This window comes from Nitrospira sp., assembly GCA_015709715.1.
Lineage (GTDB): Bacteria > Nitrospirota > Nitrospiria > Nitrospirales > Nitrospiraceae > Nitrospira_A.
Map to the genome: position 1 here is coordinate 258,110 of CP054184.1, position 22,007 is coordinate 280,116.

Annotated in this window: 15 protein-coding genes; 2 read left to right on the top strand and 13 right to left on the bottom strand. The window is 60.5% G+C overall.

All coding sequences use genetic code 11. The annotated features are described in order from the left end of the window. Positions 1 to 12 precede the first annotated feature (12 nt). The 11 genes from HRU82_01175 to HRU82_01225 all read right to left on the bottom strand — a co-directional run bounded on the left by HRU82_01175 (position 13) and on the right by HRU82_01225 (position 16,634). Positions 13 to 1,692 carry a glycosyltransferase family 9 protein gene (locus tag HRU82_01175; GenBank protein ID QOJ33644.1) on the bottom strand — a complete coding sequence of 560 codons (1,680 nt, stop codon included), beginning with the start codon at positions 1,690 to 1,692 and terminating at the stop codon, positions 13 to 15. Beyond that, complete coding sequence (locus HRU82_01180) at positions 1,689 to 3,506, bottom strand: glycosyltransferase (protein ID QOJ33645.1); 1,818 nt, start codon at positions 3,504 to 3,506, stop codon at positions 1,689 to 1,691. Before HRU82_01180 ends, HRU82_01175 begins: the two co-directional genes overlap by 4 nt. After that, positions 3,503 to 4,693 (bottom strand): glycosyltransferase family 9 protein, encoded by a 1,191-nt coding sequence (locus tag HRU82_01185; protein ID QOJ33646.1) that lies wholly within the window; start codon positions 4,691 to 4,693, stop codon positions 3,503 to 3,505. The genes HRU82_01180 and HRU82_01185 overlap by 4 nt, the downstream gene beginning before the upstream one ends. Beyond that, entirely contained in the window at positions 4,683 to 9,005 is a 4,323-nt protein-coding gene (locus tag HRU82_01190; protein QOJ33647.1) for a glycosyltransferase, read from the bottom strand. The genes HRU82_01185 and HRU82_01190 overlap by 11 nt, the downstream gene beginning before the upstream one ends. 65 nt (positions 9,006 to 9,070) lie before the next feature. Further along, positions 9,071 to 10,609 (bottom strand): cobalamin B12-binding domain-containing protein, encoded by a 1,539-nt coding sequence (locus HRU82_01195; protein ID QOJ33648.1) that lies wholly within the window; start codon positions 10,607 to 10,609, stop codon positions 9,071 to 9,073. 11 nt (positions 10,610 to 10,620) lie between these two features. Beyond that, positions 10,621 to 11,637, bottom strand: a complete 1,017-nt coding sequence (locus HRU82_01200) for a 1-deoxy-D-xylulose-5-phosphate synthase (protein ID QOJ33649.1) — start codon at positions 11,635 to 11,637, stop codon at positions 10,621 to 10,623. A 70-nt stretch (positions 11,638 to 11,707) separates the two neighbouring features. Further along, the gene (locus HRU82_01205) at positions 11,708 to 12,595 is read right to left on the bottom strand and encodes a transketolase (protein ID QOJ33650.1); all 888 of its coding nucleotides are present in this window, start codon (positions 12,593 to 12,595) and stop codon (positions 11,708 to 11,710) included. Between the two features lie 10 nt (positions 12,596 to 12,605). Continuing rightward, the gene (locus HRU82_01210; protein ID QOJ33651.1) at positions 12,606 to 13,340 is read right to left on the bottom strand and encodes an NTP transferase domain-containing protein; all 735 of its coding nucleotides are present in this window, start codon (positions 13,338 to 13,340) and stop codon (positions 12,606 to 12,608) included. Next, positions 13,337 to 14,407 carry a kinase gene (locus tag HRU82_01215; protein ID QOJ33652.1) on the bottom strand — a complete coding sequence of 357 codons (1,071 nt, stop codon included), beginning with the start codon at positions 14,405 to 14,407 and terminating at the stop codon, positions 13,337 to 13,339. The genes HRU82_01210 and HRU82_01215 overlap by 4 nt, the downstream gene beginning before the upstream one ends. Positions 14,408 to 14,437: 30 nt before the next feature. Beyond that, positions 14,438 to 15,385: an SDR family oxidoreductase gene (locus HRU82_01220; GenBank protein ID QOJ37071.1), complete on the bottom strand. Its 948-nt coding sequence runs from the start codon at positions 15,383 to 15,385 to the stop codon at positions 14,438 to 14,440. Positions 15,386 to 15,440: 55 nt separating this feature from the next. Further along, positions 15,441 to 16,634, bottom strand: coding sequence for a DegT/DnrJ/EryC1/StrS family aminotransferase (locus HRU82_01225; GenBank protein QOJ33653.1), 1,194 nt, complete (start codon positions 16,632 to 16,634; stop codon positions 15,441 to 15,443). Between the two features lie 493 nt (positions 16,635 to 17,127). Between HRU82_01225 and HRU82_01230 the strand changes: the two genes are divergently transcribed. Together HRU82_01230 and HRU82_01235 are read left to right on the top strand one after the other, a co-directional pair. Further along, a complete protein-coding gene (locus HRU82_01230) occupies positions 17,128 to 18,378 on the top strand; it encodes a DUF3391 domain-containing protein (protein ID QOJ33654.1) in 1,251 nt (416 codons plus the stop codon). A 9-nt stretch (positions 18,379 to 18,387) separates the two neighbouring features. Beyond that, positions 18,388 to 21,183 (top strand): response regulator, encoded by a 2,796-nt coding sequence (locus tag HRU82_01235; GenBank protein QOJ33655.1) that lies wholly within the window; start codon positions 18,388 to 18,390, stop codon positions 21,181 to 21,183. An 80-nt stretch (positions 21,184 to 21,263) separates the two neighbouring features. Here HRU82_01235 and HRU82_01240 read toward each other — a convergent pair whose 3' ends face one another. Continuing rightward, positions 21,264 to 21,743, bottom strand: coding sequence for a flagellar assembly protein FliW (locus HRU82_01240; GenBank protein ID QOJ33656.1), 480 nt, complete (start codon positions 21,741 to 21,743; stop codon positions 21,264 to 21,266). Continuing rightward, positions 21,740 to 21,997 carry a carbon storage regulator CsrA gene (gene csrA, locus HRU82_01245; GenBank protein ID QOJ33657.1) on the bottom strand — a complete coding sequence of 86 codons (258 nt, stop codon included), beginning with the start codon at positions 21,995 to 21,997 and terminating at the stop codon, positions 21,740 to 21,742. Before csrA ends, HRU82_01240 begins: the two co-directional genes overlap by 4 nt. Between the last annotated feature and the right edge of the window lie 10 nt (positions 21,998 to 22,007).

Here is a 22,007-nt window from a genome sequence, read left to right on the forward strand (position 1 = left end):
GACCGCCGCCTCTCACGAGGCCTCGGCCAGCAACGATATGGACTGCACTCGTTCAGTGTTCGCTGCTCCGCCTCGATGTTCAAGCAAGGACAAGTGATCGCTGACAGCTTGAACGCGAGCCCGCCATCGCCGATACGTGACCAGTCGAGACCGCGCCATGGCCGTGAGGTCCTGGCCATCGTCACTGTGCACGTCGCGGACAAGGGCCACAGCCAGGGATGCAGCGGCTGGAGATTGCATGCTGAGCGCCAGCACCTCTTTGCGCTCGATGTTTTCGCGCGCATGGATCTGCCAGAGAACATGCACCGGCAATGGCTGTTGTGTCGTGAGACGCGCCATCTCCTCAGCTTGCGCGACCAGGTTTGCTCCGAGGGATTGAAGCTTCGTCAACACCCGACACGCTTGTGATAGATCCGGTGGAACACCCGTAGGCATCGGCACTCGGCTCTGTTTCCCCGTGAACTGTTCGAACCAAAATCGCCGCCAAAATACGCCGTACCATTGGAGTTCCGGAGGCTCGACGCCGGCCATGAGGCGGTATGAGCCCAGCGCATCTTCATCCATGTGGGAGCGATACACTCGGACTCCACCCATAAAGGAAGGAAACGCGGCTTGTCCAAGGACATGTAGACAGAGTTCGGCGATCTGCTCGGGAATGAGTCGGTCTTTGCAGGCATGGTGGAAGCACACCTGGTCGAACCCGCAAGGAGCGCAGGGAATGTCCGGTTGCACGACCCAATGTCCGGGACCATAGGGACCCGTTTCGTGGAAATCCACGTGGCCCACCGAGAGATCAAGCACCGGTGTCCCCACGCCCACAGCCAAGTGCATAGGCCCGGTGTCGTTCGTTACAAGAAGTCGGCATTCGGCGAGCAAGGCGGCCAATTCGGATAGAGTGGTTCGACCGACCGCATCGCAGACCGGGCCGATTCCGCCCGCTTGCCGATAGGTACGTTGTGCGTCCAGGATGGCCGTCCGCTCCTCTTCGGTTCCGATGAACACGAATCCGACCGGCAGACGCCGGCTGAGGGAAGCGAGTGTGTGCCCAAACGATTCAGGCCGCCAGGCCTTGATGGGATCGCTGGCCCCGACCTGCACCGCGACCCACGTCACAGATTCATCTCCTTGGGAGGAGAAAAACCTCCGCGCCCATTCCCTCGCGACGTTCAGAATCTTGAGGGAGAGAGGAGCAAAGGAACCGGGACCGCTTCCTCCAAGGGCATAGATGTCCACCAGGTTAAATCGATTGAATCGCCGTTGGTTGTGCACGTCGGTCAAATACGCCATCCAGGGGTTACAGATCGCCACGTCTCCGTCCTTCGGAGCCGCGACCCCTCGCACTTCCTTGGCACCGACGTAAGACGCGAGGAATCCGCTTCGACGATTGAACGTCAGGTTGATCACACGATCATACCGAGCCTCGACCAACGGAGCGGCCCACCGAGTCATCTCGCGGAACAGGCTCACGACATCGTGAACGGCGACCCGACTCTCATCGACCAAGCCATGAAAGTCGTACGTGATGATTCGTCGCAAATGCGGTAACAGCGTGGCGACCTCCGCGAATCGTCGATCCACCACCAGATCTACCGCTACCCCCGGCCACTCCTCTTGTAAACGCTGCAGCAACGTGCCCATCTGCACCAAGTCGCCCATCCGCGTAATGTTGATCAGGAGCACCTGGCGGCTCATAGCAGATCTCTCGTCTCGCTCCGGTACTCGTCCAACATCAGGATCATGAGTTCTTCTTTTGAAAGGAGAACAGAAGGTCCTCTCGCTCGAATGGTGGCGGCCACATCCTTGAGTTCCACCCGTTGTCCGTTCGGGAATGAGTTCAACAACGAGGCCAGCGGCCGATCGTCGCGACAGCGTGCCAACAGGGTTTCCCGCTGACGATCTCCACGCAAGACAGCGCCCAGACGGTCCGGGTAGGCAAGACCGATCGTAGCCAAAAGATCCTTCATTCGATGCTCATAGGTATGGGCTCTGAGCACGCGGTCACGAGCGGCCGTCGCCATCGCCCGCCGCGCTGAAGCATCACCCAACCACGCGCTGACCAATCGCGGCACCTCGTCGAAGGAGGCAAACGACACGATCTCGTGCTCCTCGAACAACTCACGCAACAACGACCGATGGTCGAGCAATTGAAAGGCTCCACAGGCCGCGAGTTCGAAGGTTCGGGGATTTACGAAATCAGCCTCTGGATCCACTCCCGACCCTAGTGCGGAGTGCAGATTCAAGTTGATGGTCGAGGCATTAAACACCTTCACGCAAGTCTCGGTGTCGATTCGAGCACCCTGCAACTGCAACGCAGGGCGCACCTCGTCGGCACCATCCCACTCATTCCCCCAAATTTTGAACGTCCAGGGCTGTCTCAGCAGTTGCGGGAAGAGGTGCCGCCGGTTGGCGTAGCCGGCCCCGACGAAGGAGAGATCCGACCCATAGGTCCGGCGTTCTTCATCGGAAAGGGTGACAGGCCGGTGGACCACAGGATCCGCCGCCACCGGAAGGTAGTGGACCGACCGCGCGCCGGCGTGTTTGAATGCATCCAGGGAAGAGCCTCGTTGGATGATGAACCAGAACTCATATCCCGGCGCCAGCTGTTGCCAATAGGTCAGGTGGCGGGAGTTCTCGACAAACCACATGGCTGTCACAAATTTCTTCTTACGGAGATGTTCGAGCACCGGCAGGGTCAGCGGGGCTTGTGCCAGAGAGAGCACGAGGTCCGGTGGCGATTCGGCGAGCGTGGCCAGAGTCCATTGGCTCAACACTTCAGCCAGCCGCCCCTGCATCAATTGGCGATTGCGAGAGTCCTTCAGTCGACCCATCGCCCCATAACTTGCGGCGTGGAGACTGTGATCGATGAATACGACCCGATGCCCAAGCGCCTCCAGCGCCCGTCTAACATACCCGGCGATCGGAAGCGATCCCCCATAAATCGGCGCCACCACCGCGACCGTCAGTTGGCCGCCGACCCGGCCCGCCAAATTCTGCCGGAGAGCCGCTTCGAAGGCGTCGTAACTCCGAACCTGAGCCTGTGCTGCGGGGGCATAGGTGAGGCAGCGCAGCGGACGCCCTGCCTTCGCCAGCCCCTCCGCGAGTTCCACTGGGGCTCCGAACAACCATTGCACCTGATCGCACCACGAACCCAACGGCCTGGCGACGAGAGCATCGCGGAGTTCATTTACATCAAAGACGAGGAGCGCGATCTCCGTGTCGGGAGAAAGAACACGTCGTAACGCCTCAACGTGATACAGCAATCCGATGCCGGCCAGGATAACGGTTTCGCCGCTTCGGCAAACCTTCGCGTGGCCCGTTGCCCAGGTGTCGGCTTCCCGGACCGGATCGTAGGCGCTATGGACCCAGCGCCCCTCCCGCTGTGCGGTGGGAACGCCGCTCCGCGCGGGCGTCACGCTCAGCACCCCTCCCCGCATGTTGTTCAACGCGGCGGCAAGTTCGGCATTCTGCGCTTTGATTCGGGCGACATTCGCTTCAAGCATGTTCATGCTGCAACGGCTCCGCATAGGGTGGGAGAGAGACTCCGCCAGACCTCCGCGCGTTGAGCGGCATGCCCCGCATCTGCCCCACTCTCATAAAAGGCTCCCCACCGATCAAGACGGCTTTTCCAGAGCTGCCAGGCCGGGGCGGAGAACAACCTCCCCGCACACAACAGATCGATACTTTCCCGAACAGGCCATGTGGTCGGCGGCTGGCTAGTGGCATGTTGAAACACCCAATGGCCTTCTCCATACGGTCCCGTTTCATGCACCCTCGCGCGAGCGAAATAGAGCCCCAACACTCGAACACCCAGAGCCGCTGCCAAATGGACCGGTCCCGTGTCACCGCCGACGACCCAGCGACAGGTCCCCAGCAAAGCCATCAGCTGCGGCAACGAGGTCCGTCCGGTTGCATCCCAGAGGCGCCCCTGAAGCAAGGGCGGAACATCGTCGGAGATGGCCCTCGCAACCTCCTTTTCCTGCCCGCTGCCGACCAACACGACACGCCCATCGTCTTTTGATTCCAGGAAGCAGCGAATCCATGCCGCCCACACCTGAGGCGGCACGCAGCGAGCCGGATCCCCCGCTCCTGTGACCAGGGCAACCGCGAAGGCTCCTTCCTGCCCGACAGACGCAAAATCTCCCGGCAGTTCGATGTCCGGTACAGTGAGTTGCGGCGCCCTTCCCAATGGCCTAACCTGGCAGAATCCGCACCAGGCATCGGCCAGATGGACTCGGTTCGCACCACGCTCCGTGGCAACTTGACGCAAGTAGGCCGCCCATGGGGTCATGAGCGTTTGTCCGTCAGCCGCACCGCACGTCTCGCTGGTCACATCGGTGAATAGTCGTGCGATGAGCTCTCCGCGCGTATGTTGATTCAGCAGATATACAGAATCGTATTCGGCGCTCACCAGGGAACGGAGATATCCCATCGCCGAATCCAATGCGGCACTGGGAGAGGTCTCCCATCCGGCAACCAGCCTGCGCCACTGCTCGCCGTCCCACGGAATCACGCGCCGAATCCCTCGCGCGCCGGAGAGCACTGTCGCCAGGGGAGCCGCACACAGAACATCCAGCGGCTTTGACGGAGCAGAGGAGCAGAGCGCCTCCAGGGCGGGAAGCGACTGTACCAGATCGCCCAGCCTCGCCAGTTGAATCATGAGCGCGCTTCGGTCGGTGGCGGAATCAGGCTGCATGGTGCCGGACCAATTGGTGCTCCGAATCGGCCAAGGTTTTCGATAGATCCCCCAGACCGTCGAACGACGGATTCAACATGCGAAGGGTTTCATATTCACGCCGTGCATCCGCAGGGCGACCGGCGCGCAACCAGATACCAGCCAAGGCGAACCGCATGGACAGATTGCCCGGATTTCGCGCGATGAAGGCGGACAGCAACGCCCCCATCCGATCCCACCGTTCCAGCACCGTGCCGCACCGCAAGAGCCAATGCATGCACTCTTCATCGTCCGGATACTGTTCACACAGCGGAAGCACTTCCAGCCACGCCGCCTCGTGATGCACGGCACCGATCGCAGCCATGACGATCCCCAACGAGGCCTTGCGCTGATCGCCGGCGTTGAGGCGTGCCCGGACGAAGGCCTCCTCCGCCTCCTGAAACGCTCCCCGCTGCATCGCGACGATCCCGCGTAACAGCCAGCCTTCCCCATGTCCTGGCTGGTCCGCCAACAAAGCCGCCAGATGGAATTCGGCTTCGTCGACCGATCCGCTTCCCAATGCCTGTTTCGCCAGACCCAGCCGTGCGAATGGATCCTCTTCCAAGGCCAAGATCCGCTGCCAGAAAGGAATCGCCAGATGGCGCTGCCCGAGGGCGGTACAGAGCAACACGGCCCAGCGCAGGATCCATGCATCGGCCGGCCATTCGGCTGCCTCGGCCAACAACGTGGCAACGGTCGTGACATCCCGGCATTGTGCGGCTCGTTGCGCATCTGCCACCAGCATCCGCTGTGCTTTCATGACCGGATCGGCGATCACTTCTGTGCGATAGCCCAGTTTGCCATCGGTGATATACGTATGGATGGCATAGCCGTCCTCATAATGAATCAAGTCTTCATCGGCCAACCACCAGGAGGCTCCCCACCGTTCGCGAAGACGTCGTCCATTGTCCTCCTCGTGCGCCTTGCGCCCCGGCGTGCGGCTTTCCAAGTGGTAGAGGACGCTCTGCGGCTGGTAGACGATCTTCCACTGCCGCTCGCGGATCTTGAGACAGAGATCGACGTCTTCGAATCCATTACGATACCCTTCGTCGAACCCGCTGACCTGGTCGAACGCGTCGCGTCGCACCAACATGCAGGCAGCCGTCACACACTGGAACTCGCGCCGCCGGGACACGCTGGAAGCCTGCGGGTGGAAACCTCGATAAATGTGATACGGCAGGAACCATTCCCGGGAAAAAGCCACGCCGGCATGCTGAATGGTCCCGTCCTCATACAGCAGCTTGCTCCCCACCACCGCCACTTCCGGATGGGTCCGCGCCTCTTCCACCAGAGCCGATAACCAGCCCTGGAGGGGAACCGTATCGTTGTTGAGAAATACGAGGAATTCTCCCCGTGCCGCCCGTGCGCCTTGATTACAAGCCTTGGCAAAGCCGAGGTTGTCCTGATTGCAGATCACCTGCACGTCGCCGCCCAAGGTTTTCAGAAAGTCTTGAATTCCGTCCGTCGAGCCGTTGTCGACCACGACGACTTCATAGGTGACGCCGTCGGTGACCTGTGCTAGAGCGGTCAAACACTGCTGTGTCAGTGCCGCGTTGTTCCATACCGGAATGATGATCGAGCAGTCGTAGGCTTTCTTGGAGGCTCTGGATTTCAGGGTCGCCAGCGTATGTTGTTGCGCCGCGAGCAGTTGGTGATGACCAATGAGATGAGCGGCATACTTCCGATAGATGAGATCCGCAGTCCGAGCGAAGGCGTCCTGGTCACGACTCGTCATCGAAGAGCCGTCGATGCGCCAGGTGAATTCAGCGGTCGCACGAGCAATGCGGGCGAAGGGGTAGCGCATGGACAGCCTGATCCACAAATCCCAATCCTCGTGCACGAACAGACTTTCATCGAATCGTCCCACCTCGTCCAGACAGCCTCGGTGGTGCATCAGGCATAACACTGGAATGTAGTTGGCGACGAACAGGCGCGCCCGATCGAAATCGACCCCATAGGGCTGATCGCGGCCCACCTCCGCCAGCACTCCGTTCACCTCCCGCTCGGCGATTCTCCAGGCATCCGTGTAGGCCACGCGGTGGGTGCCTCGTTCGAGGAACGCGACCAACGTACTCAAATGATCCGGTAGAAACCGGTCGTCGTCATCGAGGTAGGCGATGTACGTCCCACGCGCCATCCGCAGGCCGGTATTTCTCGCGGCGGCCAAGCCGCGGTTGTGATCGTGGTTGACCACCGTCATGCGTCCGATCGCATCCGATTCCGCAACCACCGCCTCGACGGAAGCCGTGCCGTCATTGACCACGATGACTTCGAAGTCCTGAAACTTCTGGCGGTTCAGGCTGTCTAACGCCTGGCGAAGCCGATCCGGCCGGTTGTAAGTCGGGACGATCACCGACACCGTCGGCGAACGCGTGAACGCGGTTCCGGCAGCATTGGACCGGCGACAGGCCCAGACTTGATAAATCGGCATCAGCTCCATGTCACGCTGTTCGTCGGGAGTGGCATGGGGGTAATACCGCAGGGACCGACCGTCGATATGAATCCGTTCCAGTCCCAGGTGTCTGAACCCGCCGTCCTGGAGCAGTTGATCCAATTGCTTCTCTGTCACCCAGTCCTCAATCGGTTGGTTCGGCGGGGCGATCCGTCGCCACTCCTCCCACACTTCTCCCCTCGGGGTCGTCAGAATCAGATACCCATCGGCAGCCAGGAGTTGTGCAAGCTGGGCGACAAATGCCGGTTTCTGGGGATGAGGCACATGCTCGATCACCTCCGAACAGAGCACCACGTCGTACGGTACGAAATCCGGCCTGGAGAGGACCGACTCGGGCGTTCCAACCTCGAAGCGGAGGTGAGGAAACAACCGCCGTGCATGGTCTACCACCCCGGCAACGGGTTCGACCCCTTCAGCGGTTCCATAACCGGCGGCAAGATTGGTCAGCCAGCCACGCCCACAGCCCACGTCGAGAATGCGCAAGATCCGACCGGGCTGCTCCCGTCTGCTCTGTCGAAGGACATGTTCAAGACATGAGGCAATCTTGGTCCATCGCGCCGATTCGTCCGCATTGGGCTCGGGCGTCGACCAGGCCGGCTGATTCACGAACAGATCGACATAGAAACGGTTCTGATCCGTCTTTCCTCCCGCCCCTTCGAACCGAGGCGTCGCAGGTTTACTCGGCTCCGTGATCCCATAGGTCGGCATGACACCCTGACTCACCCACTCCAGGGCCTCCCGGACTCGCCGTTCTGCCGTGTGGCAACGCCGTACCCGATCCTGCGCCTGACGCGCCAGCGATTGCGCATAGGAGGGATCGCGGAGGACACGATCGATCTGGGCGGCCAGGTCATCGGGGCGGTCGGCATCAAACAGCAGACATTCCCGCCCCGGCTCCAACAGGGCCATATTCTTGGGGTGTGATGGCATGTTCCAGGAAATGACGGGCCGCCCGGCGGCCACGCCTTCGAACACGCGCCCGCCATAAAATTTCGCCAGGCTGGGCAGGTTGACGATCGCCGGCCATTCGGCCAAGTGCCCCATCCAATCACGGAACTCCGCCAACCGGATCGTGCGGAGCGCTTGGGCATATTCCTCCACCGCCGCGGCCGTGACGGCTTCTCCGCTTGCCAGGAACCGCGCAGCGCTCTGCTGCAGTTCGTCAAATCGTCGCTGGTTAGGGCTCGGCAGATCGGCCGGAGATGCACAATGGAGGCGGCTTCGTAACGCAGGATGGCCGACCCATGCCTGCCGTCGACCATAGGGGGTGCCGTGGAAAACCGCCTGGGCACGGATGGGGGCCGCGGGCGGAAGGGTGATGAACCGCTCCAACACCATCTGGGGCCACCAGAGGACTCCGGGGCCTCCGAGCGCACCCAGCTCGGCTGCATCCCGCTCATCCGGCGTCAGCACATGGGTCAAGTACGGCAGCTGCCGCTGCAATTCGGGAAAACGCGCCCGCAGTTTCGGCGCCCATTGGTAATCCTGTTCGTCATACCGAAGGGATTCCATCAAGATTCCGATCCGCACGGGGGCGAGTTCCCCGACCCACTCCAGCGTCGCCTGATCCAGCGGGGTATGGATCAGCCACAACCACACGTGATCGAACCGCTGCCCCTTCAGCGCCTCTCGCGCGTGGTAGACCCAGGAGGCGGGTGTCGCGCAGCCCTGTTCCGCAATGGCTGGAACGGTCACACACTCCACGCCGTTCGCCACGAGCCCTTCTTGAACGGCGAAACTGGCGGAATAGGTCCATGGTCGTGCGGTCGCCCAGGTCTGAAAGTCGAGCAAAATGAGAAGCGCCCTGGTTCCCTGCGAGGCTCCGTCACGTCGTCCCAGCATCGTCTCTCCTCACTCTCGGCGGTTGAATCTTGCGAATTCGATCCTGCCTGCCGACCTCAGACGGCTCACAGGGTGCGAGCCGCATAGGCTGCGGCGGCAGGGGGCCGGCGGACCAACTTGCGCGATGTCATCTCTTGGACGTGGCGCACGGCCTGCTCGTCGAACCGCTCCGCCAACATCGCCCGGTAGGCCGGCCGATCGAAATAGGCCTGGAACGCCTTGTCACGGAAGGCGAGCACCTCCGTGGCCGGCAAATGGCGCGTGGGGAGCGGAAGCGAATCGACGGCATGTTGGGAGTAGGCGGTCCAGGAGTCCGGCAGGGGCCAGCCTTCCTCTACGGCTCGCCGGTAGAGGGCCGAGCCGGGATAGGCCATGGTGCAATAGAAGTTGGCAAACTCACAGTTCAGTTCGATGGCTAAATCGAGTGTGGCCTGCATCGTCTCGTGGTCGTCCTCCGGCAAACCAAAAATGTAATTGGCGATCACATTGATGCCGGCTGCTCGAACCCTGCCGATGGTCCTCCCGATTTGGTCCTGCTCGAAGGTCTTCAGCACATCGTTACGCACCTTCGCGCTGCCCGACTCGATCCCGAAACAGAGCCACCGCACCCCTGCGCGGACAAGCAGCTGCTCCATGCCGTCCTTCACCGAATCGACCCGAGCATAAGCCCAGATGTTCAGGTCGTATTGTCGCGCGATCAGCAATTGGCAGAGTTCGATGACATGCCGTCGATTGAGCACGAACATTTCATCGGCGAACTTGATGTGGCGCACACCGTACTGCAGCACTAGGCGATCGATGTCAGCCATGATGGTGTTGGGCGACCAGAAGCGGTAACTGTTGACCTCATTCCGATAACCTAAAGCCGCCTCCCCGCTCTTGAACGGAGCTTGGATACAGCAATACGAACAGTGATAGGGGCAACCCAAGGTGGTGTAGAGCGAGGCATAGGGACTGCGTCGGTCGAGAAAGCCGAAACAGTGCCAGTTGTGGGCGCGATAACGATCCATCGGGAGGAGATCCCAGGCCAGTCCCGGCATCTCCTCGTCCAACCGTTCGAGGTTCGGCGCGGCATTGGATTTTCGGATCGTTCCGTCGCTCCAGTAATACATCCCCCTGACGCGGCTCCAATCGACGGAGTCTTCCTTCAGGGCCGCCACCAAGTCCATAATGGTGTAGAGTCCTTCCCCATCACAGACGAAATCGGCGGCCTCTTCGCGCAAGGTGCGTTCCGGCAGCGCCGCGACATGGCCGCCCAACAACAGCACTTTGCTTGGAAGGCCCTGCTCCTTGATGGCTCGACAGATCGCTCCAGCCGATGGCATCGCCTGCGTGGAAGCAGAGGGATTGTGCCCGTAGACCAGCACCACGACGAGGCGAGGAGCACATTCCTCCACACGCGCGGCCACCTCCGCAGGAAGCAGGTCCTCGGCATTGGCATCGAGGATGTCGACTCCTATCCCACGACGACGCAGGAACGTGGCGATGAGCCCGCCCCAGACGGGAGGCTCAATAGCGCTCAGGGTGCCTCCCAAGGCTTGATAGATCTGGGTCCGGCTCCCGGGATTCACCAGGAGCACATCGAGTGCGGCCTGTCGTGCCATGGTAGCTCCCATTAGTATGCCGTCCCCTGCGGGACCCCGTGTGCCTCAGGGCGAGGCACTTTGACGGCCTTTCCAGACTCCCCACGCATCCAGCCGGCGATCCTCGCGACCACCGCCCCGACATCCAAGCCGTACTTCTCCCAGATCGCCTTGCGGCCGCCGTAATCGAATACAAACCGATCGTCCTGGCCGATTCTCATCGTCGGCATGCGAAGATCTTCATCGATCATCCATTCGGCAACGAGACTACCCAGGCCGCCGGCCAAAAGATGTTCCTCCAGCGTGACGACCCGCGCCACCTTGTGCAGATATTGTTTGAGCGCGTCGCCATTGAGCGGCTTGAGCCGAAACACATCGACCACCCCCACATTCAACCCCGCGCTCTGACGCAGGAGATCAGCCGCAGCCAGCGCCTGGTGCACCATCACTCCCGACGTCACGATGCACAGGTCGCTGCCGGATCGCAGCTGAGTCAGCCCCTCTCCGATATCGATTTCCCGCCCGGCATACACCTCCGGCAACCCGGCGCGATCGAACCGGATATATTGCGGCGATCGATCTTGATGCACCAAGGCCGCCAGTTCGCCTGCGCTGGTCCCGTCCGCCATACTGTAAATCTTCAGGTTCGGCAGCGCGCGCATGATGGACACATCTTCCACCGTGTGGTGGCTCGGCCCCATGATGTCGTAGGCATACCCTGCCCCCACGCCGATCAGAACGATCGGAAGATTCATGGCGCATACATCCAACTTGACCTGCTCATAACAACGCAGGCTCACGAACGGGGCGATGGCATAGACGTAGACCTTCTTTCCCTCGAAGGCCATGCCGCACGCCATCCCGATCAATTGCTGTTCCGCAATCCCGACGTTGAAAAACCGATCGGGAAAGTCGCGGGCAAACTGATCAAGGGTCGGCGCGCCGTTATCCGCCGTGATGAAGACCGCCTGGGGATCTTCTTGGAACAACTTGTACAGTGCGTTGAAGAACTGATCCCGCATGCCCAGAATGAACTTGGTCGATCCCATGAATGGTTCCTTTCAGCAATCGACGAGGCCGTAAGGGCCGAGCGTCTCTTCTGCCCGGATGGTCAGGCGTTCACATGTTGTTGATATCGTGTCTGGTCAATGCGAGATCCGCCCCTTCCGGCACACGGTAATGCCACAAGCGTTGGCCCTCCATGAGCGACGCCCCATGACCCTTGCGGGTATTGGCAATGATCATGAGCGGCTTCTTTCGTTTCGGCGAGCGGACATCGCGGAACGCCTCGAAGATCTCCGCGAAGGAATGGCCGTCGATCACGCGGGTCTCAAATCCGAAGGCCTTAAATTTCTTATCCAGCGGATTGAGGCGCGGGTTGTCGGAGGCCAGCCGCCGGTCGGTGGGATCTGTCGGGCCGAGAACGCCCTGCCCGTTGCGGTCGACGATGCAGACCAGATTTCGATAGCCGCGATGGCCGGCATAGATGGCCGCCTCCCAATTGGACCCCTCGAACAATTCGGCATCCCCGAGGAAACAGACGATCAAGTGTTCATCCCGATTCATCAAGGCCGCTTCGGCCATGCCGGTGGCGATCGGAAGGCCGTGGCCCAGGGAGCCGGTGATGACTTCGATCCCCGGAATGTTCCATTCGGCATGGACCCCCAGCAGATTCCCGATGCCGGCGAAATTTTCCAACTCGGACAAGGGGAAGTAGCCCAAATCCGCCAGAATCGGATAGAGGCCGATTCCACCCTGTCCCTTGCTGAGAATAAACCGGTCTCGCCCGTTCCACTTCGGGTTCCGGGCATCGAATCGCAGGAGGCCTCCGTAGTACAACGCCACCAGCAGTTCGGTCTGTGAATAGGCCGTGCTGATATGACCGCTGTGCGCCTTGACCGCCATCTCCAGGACCGTCGAGCGCACCCATTGCGCCTTGCGCCGCAACCGGCTTTCCATCTCCAAAGCTTTGCCCTGTAAACCGGCGGTGAGTTGTGCCGTTTTCATTCGTCTCCTCCTAAGGTGTCTGCAACGTCCGACATGCGTCCATCCTGTCTGTAAAAGCCGCCAGCCGTTCCGGGGTCCCGATATCGAACAGGGGGCTGGCGGTCACGAATCCGTACAGAGACTCCAAAACCAACCGCGGAATGAACTCTCGCTCAAGCGACCAGGCCTGGGCCGCTGGAAACAGTTTCTCAACGGACCGCTCGAACACATACACGCCCGCATTGAAGTAACCTCGCGGTCCACGCCCCGGTTTCTCCACCATCGACAGCACACGATCGTCATGCCCCAACACCACGTCTCCCGCATCGGTCCGGTCATCGGGACTGGCGAGGACCAGTGTGCCCTGCGCGCGTTTCATCAGGTGAAATCGCAACAGTCGTACGGGGTCGACGTCGCAGAATGAATCACCGTTGACGACGAACACCCGTTGGCTGCGCGCCACACCGAACGCCTGGGCCAAGGCGCCTCCCGTACCCAGGGGATGCGGGTCTCGAACGAAGGAGGCCTGATAGGAGCCTCCTTCTGCACGCACCCACGCTTCGATCATGTCGCCCATGTAGCCGGTACTGAAAATGAACCGACGCGCGCCATGCCTGACCCAATGGTCGAGCAAAAACGACAGAAACGGCTTGCCGTGGACGTCGGCCATCGGTTTGGGCCGGTCATGGACGACGGGCTGCAACCTCGTTCCCAATCCTCCGCAGAGGACAATCACATCGCAATTGCCGACCGTCCCCGTGCTCACGCCGCCCTTCCCATCAGCGATGCCGCCAACTTGGCCGCGGCCTGCGCGGAGTTCTGGGCCCACACGTCGTCCAAGATGAGCTGGTCTTCCTGATAGAAGACGATCTGGCTCCCGAGCCCCTCGAAACGGAACGGCACCTGGAGCAGGCCCGGAAGCGCCAGGCGAATCCGCTCGTGGTCTTCCGGTCGCGCGAAGAGGAGCATGAATCCCCCGCCCCCGGCTCCGAGCAGCTTTCCCCCCAACGCCCCGGCCGAGCAGGCCGTCGTATAGATCTCATCGATCGCCGGCGTCGTGATGCGCGAGGTGAGGCGTCGTTTCAACATCCAGGCCTCATGTAACAGGGCGCCGAAATCACTCAGGTCTCGGTCGCCGCTCAGAATTGCCATCCCCTCCTGCACCATCTGCAACATCGTGAACAATTCGGCTTGACGCTGCTGAGTGCAGCTGATCTGCTCCCTCGCCACCTCTGAGGCGATGCGGGAGAATCCGGTAAAGTAGAGTTGCAGGTGACTCTGAAAGGCCGCGAGCCGCTCGGGCCGCATCACGATGGGTGTGTAGCCGATCTCTCCATTCGAGAAGAAGTCCAACTTGCAGAAGCCGCCATGAGCCGCTAACACCTGATCCTGACAGCCGACGGATTCCTGCAAAATGTCTTGCTCGACATGGATGGCCGCCTGGGCCAACTGCGCCTTGCTCGGCATGGTGTGCTGCAGCGCATAGAGTGTATGGAGCAGCCCCACCGTGAACGAGGAACTCGACCCTAGCCCGGTACGTGCCGGCAAGTCGCCATCATGATGAATCTCCAGTCCTGCGTGGACATTGAGATACTTGAGGACCCCCCGGACCGCCGGATGCTCGATCTCCTCATTGCTATTGACGTGCTCGATCCGCGAATAGGCAATCCTGGTCCTGTGGTCGAAAAAGGGAGGCAAATGACGGCAACTGATATAGCAGTACTTGTCGATGGTCGTCGCAAGCACGGCACCGCCATGCTCCCGAAACCACACCGGATAGTCGGTGCCGCCTCCCAAGAACGAGATCCGAAAGGGGGTCCGGCTGATGATCATGTCCTGGCTCTCCGGTGAGGAGCTTGCCCGTCAGACGTTGGCATACTGCCCCGTCCTAATGATGGTGTAGCACTTGACCAATTCACGAATGCCCCGTTCTAACGACCATTCCGGTCTGAAGCCGGTCGCCAGCAGACGTTCGTTGGACACGATATAGTCCCGCTTGTCCGGATCTTCTCCGATCGGCGCTTCCGAGTAGACGAATTGGGGTACCTGCCGTTTGATCTCCGCACACAGTTCGAGCTTCGAGAGGTTGGCATCGTCCAGACCGACGTTGTACGGACGATCTTTCATCTCGTCGAAGTGGTCGATGGCATGGAGGAATGCCCGCACTACATCCCGGACATGGATATAATTGCGCATGCAATGACCTTCGAAGACCGTAACTGCGCGATCGTGGACCGCTCGCCAGACGAAATCGTTCACCAGGAGATCCATGCGCATCCGGGGCGAGACGCCGAACACGGTCGCCAGCCGAAAGGTGATGGCATTCCCGCGGTCGAGCACGGCCCGTTCGGCTTTCACTTTGGTTTCTCCGTAGAGGCTGATCGGGCGTAGCGGTGATTCCTCCGTGCAGGGCACACCGGGCCGGCCGATGCCATATCCGCTGTTGGTGACGGGAAAAATGATTCGTTGGCGCGGCGAGGACAACTTGCAGAGCAACTGCACGGCTTCGAAATTCACGCTGGTGGCTCCGACACGGTCCCGATCGCAGAGGGGGGCGCCGACCAATGCCGCCAGCGGGATGATGATGTCCGCCCGGCGCAGAAGATCCGTCACCAGCCGCTCATCCCGGCAATCACCGCGGACCACCTGGAACCCCTCCTCGCCACAGCAATCCAGCAAGCTGTTTTGCCGAAAGAGGAAATTGTCGAGCACCGTCACTCGATATCCGCGCTCCAGCAATCGTGTTGTCAGCACGGACCCGATATAGCCCGCTCCGCCTGTCACCAGAACCTGCGCTCCGCCTATGGTCATCACGAACCAGCTCCCTTGCCACAATCGAGTGCGCGATAGATGGTGCGGTGCGTCGTCATGCCGCCTCCAAGACCACACGGGCAATGTGCTCGACGTCCGGCTCTTCCATGGACGCATGGTTGGGCAGGAAGAAGCCGCAATGGTGGATTCGGTCTGCCACGGGGAAACTCGCGGCGCCGTAGCGATCCATCCAAAACGGGTGCAGCCCCAGATTACCGGCCGAGAAGATGCGGGTTTCGACACCCTCCGCCACCAGAGCGCGCACGATACGACGCCTCGATTCCGGAGAATCAGCCAGCAGGCCGAACGAGATGCTGGCGGCCCGACTGCCCTCCGGCGGGCGCTGGGTGTAAAACCGCTTGCCCAGCAGCCGGAAATACCGATCATGATGTTCTTGCCTTCTGGTCGTCATGCGATCGAGTTTGCGGAGCTGTTCGAGCCCGATAAAGGCATTCAAATCCGTCGAACGGAGGTTGAACCCCGGCTCGTAGAAGACGAAGGGCGAGTGAAAATCATCGACGTGATATCGAGTGATTAAGTCCTGGTGGCTCCCACGATCCAGGTCCTTGCTCCACCCGTGGCTGCGCAACATAAGCAAGAGATCCGCGAACCGCTTGTCGGCCGTCGAGACCATCCCGCCTTCGATCGTGGACATCTGGTGCCCGAAGTAGAAGGAGAAACTGGCCATGTCGCCGAAGGAGCCGACCTTGCGCCCCTTGTAATCGGCCCCGATGGCGGCACAGGCATCCTCCAACAGATAGAACCCATACCGGTCCTTGAGGCGCTGCAGATCCTCCATTTTATGGGGCACACCTAACACCTGGACCAACAGGACCGTCTGCGCCCCATGGCACTTCAACAGATCTTCGAGATGGTTCAAATCCAACCCGAAGGTGTCCGGGTCGGCTTCGCACATAATCGGCGTCATGCCGAGTTGAATCGCCGGGGCGATGGAGGTCACCCACCCCACGCTGGGAACGATGACCTTGTTGTTTCGAAGCCGTCCTGATCGCAGCAAGGCATAGTACATGAGGAGGTTGGCCGATGAGCCGGAATTGCAATGCACCGAGTGGGGGCGCCCCAGCCACTCGGACCACTGCCGTTCGAATTCCACCGTGACGGTGCCCTTGGTCAACCTCGGATAGGTGCGCAGCCAATCGATCAGTCGGTCGATATCTTGCCGATCGATCGTGTCCTGGGCGAGGCACCACCGTGGATTGAGGCCGGCGCTGCTGGTATGAGGCGTCATAACATCATCCCTCTCGATTCGCGTTGCCGTCCGCCGATCACATGGCAGGAGGCAGCGCAGGAGGGATAATCAAGATGCATGCCATCGGCAGGAGGTCGCGTAGTGCTGGAAATGGCGGACTTCCGGTGAACTCAGCGGGAACCGCCGCGCCTGACTCGGTAAGAATTTCCTAGCGGCTGGCAACCGCTGCAGTCTAGGCGGATTCGATCACAGGCTTCCGCAAGGCGAAGGGTTCGAGGGGCCTTCCGCACCATCGGGCGGCGCCATCGCACAAGGAAACACCTAGGACGATGACCGCCAAATTACTGACAGGTTCGATTTTCAACCCCCACAGCCACGTCCCCGATGAGTAGCCTTGTCTCACGACCATGAGCGAGTGTCGGCAGACAGCCGGCTTAAGGCTACCTGCCCATGAACCGATATACAGTCTGCCGAACAGGCAACTGGATCGTTGTCGGGCCCCTCACCATCGACGACCAGGCAGTTCGCACCTATGGCCTCCACCAAACAAATCCCGATCGACCAGGTCAAGCTCGGCATGTTTGTCGTGGGCATGGACCAACCTTGGTATCGCACCCCTTTTCTGTTCCACAAACGGCTGATTTCAGACCCGAACGACATCGTCCAGATGAAGCGGCATGGGATCAAGGAGGTCACGATCGACACCGAACGCGGCACCGATGTCGGCCAAGACCCAGCTCCCACGCAGGAAGCGGCTCCCGAAACGCCGTCGGAGGCACCACCGGACGAGAAGAGTCCCGGCCCTTCGAACCGAGAGGACAGCCCGGCACAGCATGTGGCTGCCGCGAAAGCTGCCTATCGTGAAGCGACAGCGGCTATGGAACGGGTGTTCAGCGACTTGGAGGCAGGCACCTCACCGAAACTGGTGACCTTGAAAAACATCGTCGGCGGGTTGTTGAACCGCATCCTCACCCATCCCGATTCTATGATGATCCAACTCTGTTTGGAGCAGATGAGGCGATTCGACCGTACCTTGGCATCCCATGGAATGGAAGTCTGCATCCTGGCACTCATCGTCGCCGTGGAGAACGGCTGCGTAGAAACTGATCGTGAGACACTCGGCGTCGGGGCGCTGCTCCATGATGTCGGGTATATCCGACTGCCCCGTAATCTGTATCGAAAATCATCGCGCCTGACCGAGCAGGAAAAATCCCTCATGCACCAGCATCCCCAGTTGGCGGCAACCGTCCTGGCTCAGGGGGATCAATTTCCCGAGTCCGTGAGCAAAATTATTGCCCAGCACCATGAACATGCCGACGGCAGCGGCTACCCGAACGCGTTGAAAAACGACGCCCTCTCTTCCCTCTCGCAGATCGTCGGATTGGTCGACACCTACGGCGGCATGATCACCCCGCGCCACGGCAGACCGGCGCTGCTCCCTCACGATGCCATCAGACAATTGTTCATCCTTGGCGAGAAGGGCCGATTCGACAAGGCCCTCGTGGAGGTGGCCATCAAAGCGTTGGGCGTCTACCCGATCGGCAGTCTGATTAAACTCAATACCAACGAGTATGCCGTGGTGGTGGGCCTCAATCGCGAACATCGCCTCAAACCACGGATTCGGATCATCAAGAGCCCGGAAGGAACCCTGTATAATGCTCCACTCGAAATCGATCTGACCGACACCGACTCTACCGGACCGACTCGATCCATTCAGCGCGCCCTGGACCCGAATCAGGAACATATCGATGTTGCCGCCTATGTCGAGACGAAGGGACAGTAACCCGATCCCATGACCCCGACACCTGAGCCACGACCCAAACCAGCCCAAACGCCTGCAGGATTCCCTTGGGCTTCCGAACTGACAGCACTCTTGTGGGACGCACTGCCGCTCGGGATCTGTCTCCTCTCTTCCGACCAGACGGTGGTCCTCGCCAACCGCACTGCCGCCCGTCTTTTCCAGCGCCACCCTGAGGAATGCAGCGGACAATCGCTGGCGGCATTGACCGGCCATTCGCTGGACCTGAGCGAAACCATTGCCTCAGCAGGAATCTGGTCTCTCTCGCAAGGATCCGGTGATGACACCGATCGCACACCTGTCGAATGGCAACAGCTCCGCCTTTCCGGGCTGACCGGGATTACCGCGCTCTTGACCCTCCGCGACGTGTCTCGCCAAACCGAATTGGAACAGGAGCGAAACCGATTGGCGGCCGTGGCGGAAGAAAGCCCCTATCCGATCGTCGAACTGGATCAAGACGGCGCGCTGCTCTATGCGAATCCGTCGATGATCGAGCTCCTCTTCCGATTCGGCTACGACGATGAGGGGAAGCCGGACATCCTCCCGGGCAATCTGCGGTCGCTCCTTGCTGCTTGCGTACACTCCGCGAGCGCACTGCCGCCGCAGCAGGTGGTGCGCGGCGACGCCTGCTATAGCTGGACGTTCTGCCCCGTCCCCGGCCATCACCTCGTGCGTGCCTACGCCATCGACCTCAGCGCGGTCCATGGGACCCATCGCGCGCTGAACGAGACGGCTGACCGTCTCCGTGAGAGTAACCTTCAGCTCCACGCGGCGCTCGAGCAAGCGCAAGCCGCGACGCGCGCCAAAGCGACGTTCCTGGCGACGATCACCCACGAATTACGGACCCCCATGAACGGGGTGATCGGCATGGCAAGTCTTCTCCTCGACACTACCCTGACGGATGAACAACGGTCGTTCGTTCAGACCATTCAACAATGCGGGGAGACCCAGCTCTGCCTCATCAACGACGTGCTCGAATGCAGCAAGATTGAAGCCGGTAAGCTGGAGCTTGAAAATCTGGACTTCCAGCTTCGAACGATCGTGGAAGACATTCTGCTCCAATTCGCCGAACGTGCGGAGAGCAAGGGACTGGAGTTGACCGGCTTGGTGCAGGCGCCGGTGCCGAATGCACTACGGGGAGACCCCGCCCGCCTTCGTCAAGTCCTGACCAATTTCGTGGGCAATGCCATCAAATTCACCGACCGCGGGGAAATCACGCTGCAAGCCTGCCTGGAAACAGAGTCCCCTACCACCGTCACGATTAAGTTCGAGGTCACCGACTCCGGCATCGGGATCAGCGAGGACGTCCAGGCGCGACTCTTCCAACCGTTCACACAGGCGGATAGCTCCACCACCAGGAAATACGGTGGCACCGGGCTCGGCCTCTCCATCTCCAAACAGCTAGTCGAACTCATGGGCGGGACCGTGGGACTCCGAAGTCGGCCCGACAAGGGAACTACCTTTTGGTGCACGGCAACTTTTCAGAAACAGCCGGAGGCTCAACCTGCCATTCTCCCATCGCCGGAACTGAGCGGACGTCGGGTCCTCATCGTCGATGACAACCCAGCGAGCCTCACTGTCCTGCATCACTTGCTTTCCGGCTGGGGCATGCACGACGGTCAGGCGCGGAACGGTGAAGAAGCGCTCGGAATGGTTTCCCAGGCCGCGGCGCAGGGCGCTCCGTACGATCTGGCCATCGTCGACCTCATGATGCCGGAATTGAACGGCCTTCAACTCGCTCAAGCTCTAAAGGCAAGGCCTGAGGGGCAATCGATGCGACTGGTCATCCTGACCTCTCTCACGAGACCCAGCCATGCGGAGCAGGTTCGACGGGCGAACTGCGACGCCCATCTTGCCAAACCGGTTCGTCATGACCCCTTGCAGAATTGCCTGCGACGAGTATTGGGAACCATGCCGAGTCCTGAGCCGGGTCTGAACCGGACGACAGCTGCCCCCGTATCTCCTTCTCAGGCCCCCACCCTCGCAACACCGCCTGTTTCCACGACACGGCCGCGCGTGCTGGTTGCGGAAGACAATGCCGTCAACCAGAAACTGGCTGTACGGATGCTGGAGCGGCTTGGTTATCAGCCTGACGTGGTCTCCAACGGCCAGGAGGCGCTGACGGCATTGGATAGAGGCGGTTATACCGCCGTGATCATGGATTGCCAAATGCCGGTCATGGACGGATATGAGGCGACGAGGCGGATTCGAAAAAGAGAACAGGAAGGTGGCATTCCCGGGGCGTCGGCGCGGGTACCCATCATCGCATTGACCGCCAATGCCATGCAGGGTGACGCGGAACGCTGCAAGGCGGCCGGTATGGACGACTACCTGACGAAACCCGTGAAAACCCAAGACCTGGGACGAGTGTTGCAGCGCTGGATTCCCAGTTCCTCCCCTGAGCCCCACGCCTCCACGGCCTCTCCCCCATCTCCGAGCAAGCTCACTACGGGAATTTTCGAGGCTGAAAAGATGCTAGAGAATATCGGCGGAGATCTCGACCTGTTCCATCAACTGATCCGCCTATTTTTGGACCGCTATCGCATGATGCTGCAGGATATCGCGGCGGCGATCGAAAGCAATGACAGCACCACACTCGAACGGGCGGCCCACAGCATGAAAGGCACGGCTGGAAATCTCTGTGCCCCGACCGTCGTCTCTGTGGCCGGTCAATTGGAAGGACAGGCCCGTCAAGGCTCATTGGATCAGGCCCCTGCGCTATTTCCAAAACTCGAAGGCGCCGTGCAGGAGCTGATCGTCGTATTGCAGGCGCAGATCCCCCGCACCTAGCCTCGACGACGAGACCCGCGCGCAGAAACAGGCAAGCGCATGCTTGTCTGCACGATGCACCTGTATAAGCTATTGGACCGTTAGCAAGCAGACGTTTGGAGGGGGCGATCGGTTTGCCGACGTTGTGGAGCAGAATAATCGGCGAACAGCGGGTACCGCGTGGGCAAGTCTTCCGATAACACCAGTTGTTTACAGAGCCTGGTCCGATGATTCATGACCAAGGGGCCGCGCAAGTTCGCGGTCACGGACTGCGGATCGTGCGAGGGAATGGTTAAAATCGTGACGACGGAAAGCTCGTCCTCGCCCTGCCTTTGAATTTCGATCAAGGCTTCCGTCGGAATGTGAATTTCATAGTCGGGTTTGAAGAAGGCGGGATCCAGCACGACAAAGGCCAATTCAGGCGCTTCGACACACTGCAGCCACTTAAACGGAGCATCCGTGTCATGGTCCAGCAGGACATATCGAGTCCACTCCGGAAATCCTAAGATGCCGGAGGGAAAAACCAAGAGCACATCATCCTTCACTTCAAATGCGCCGAACCTGCTTGACTGACACTTCATACAGCCCCTTGAGCACCACGCCGCCCCCCCCTATTCGACAACTGTCGAAAGGCTTCCAGAGGAATCACCCCCGGACCGGCTGCGATTCGATTCTCTTCCTGAATCCGTGCATGGACCTCCTCACGATGGACTTCCACATTGGGAGGCGCCTCGATGCCGAGCCTGACTTGGCCACCCTTGATGCCCAAAACCACGATGCGGACATCCAGCCCGATGGTGACGCCTTCTCCCCGGCGTCGTGTAAGTACCAGCATACCAGCCTTC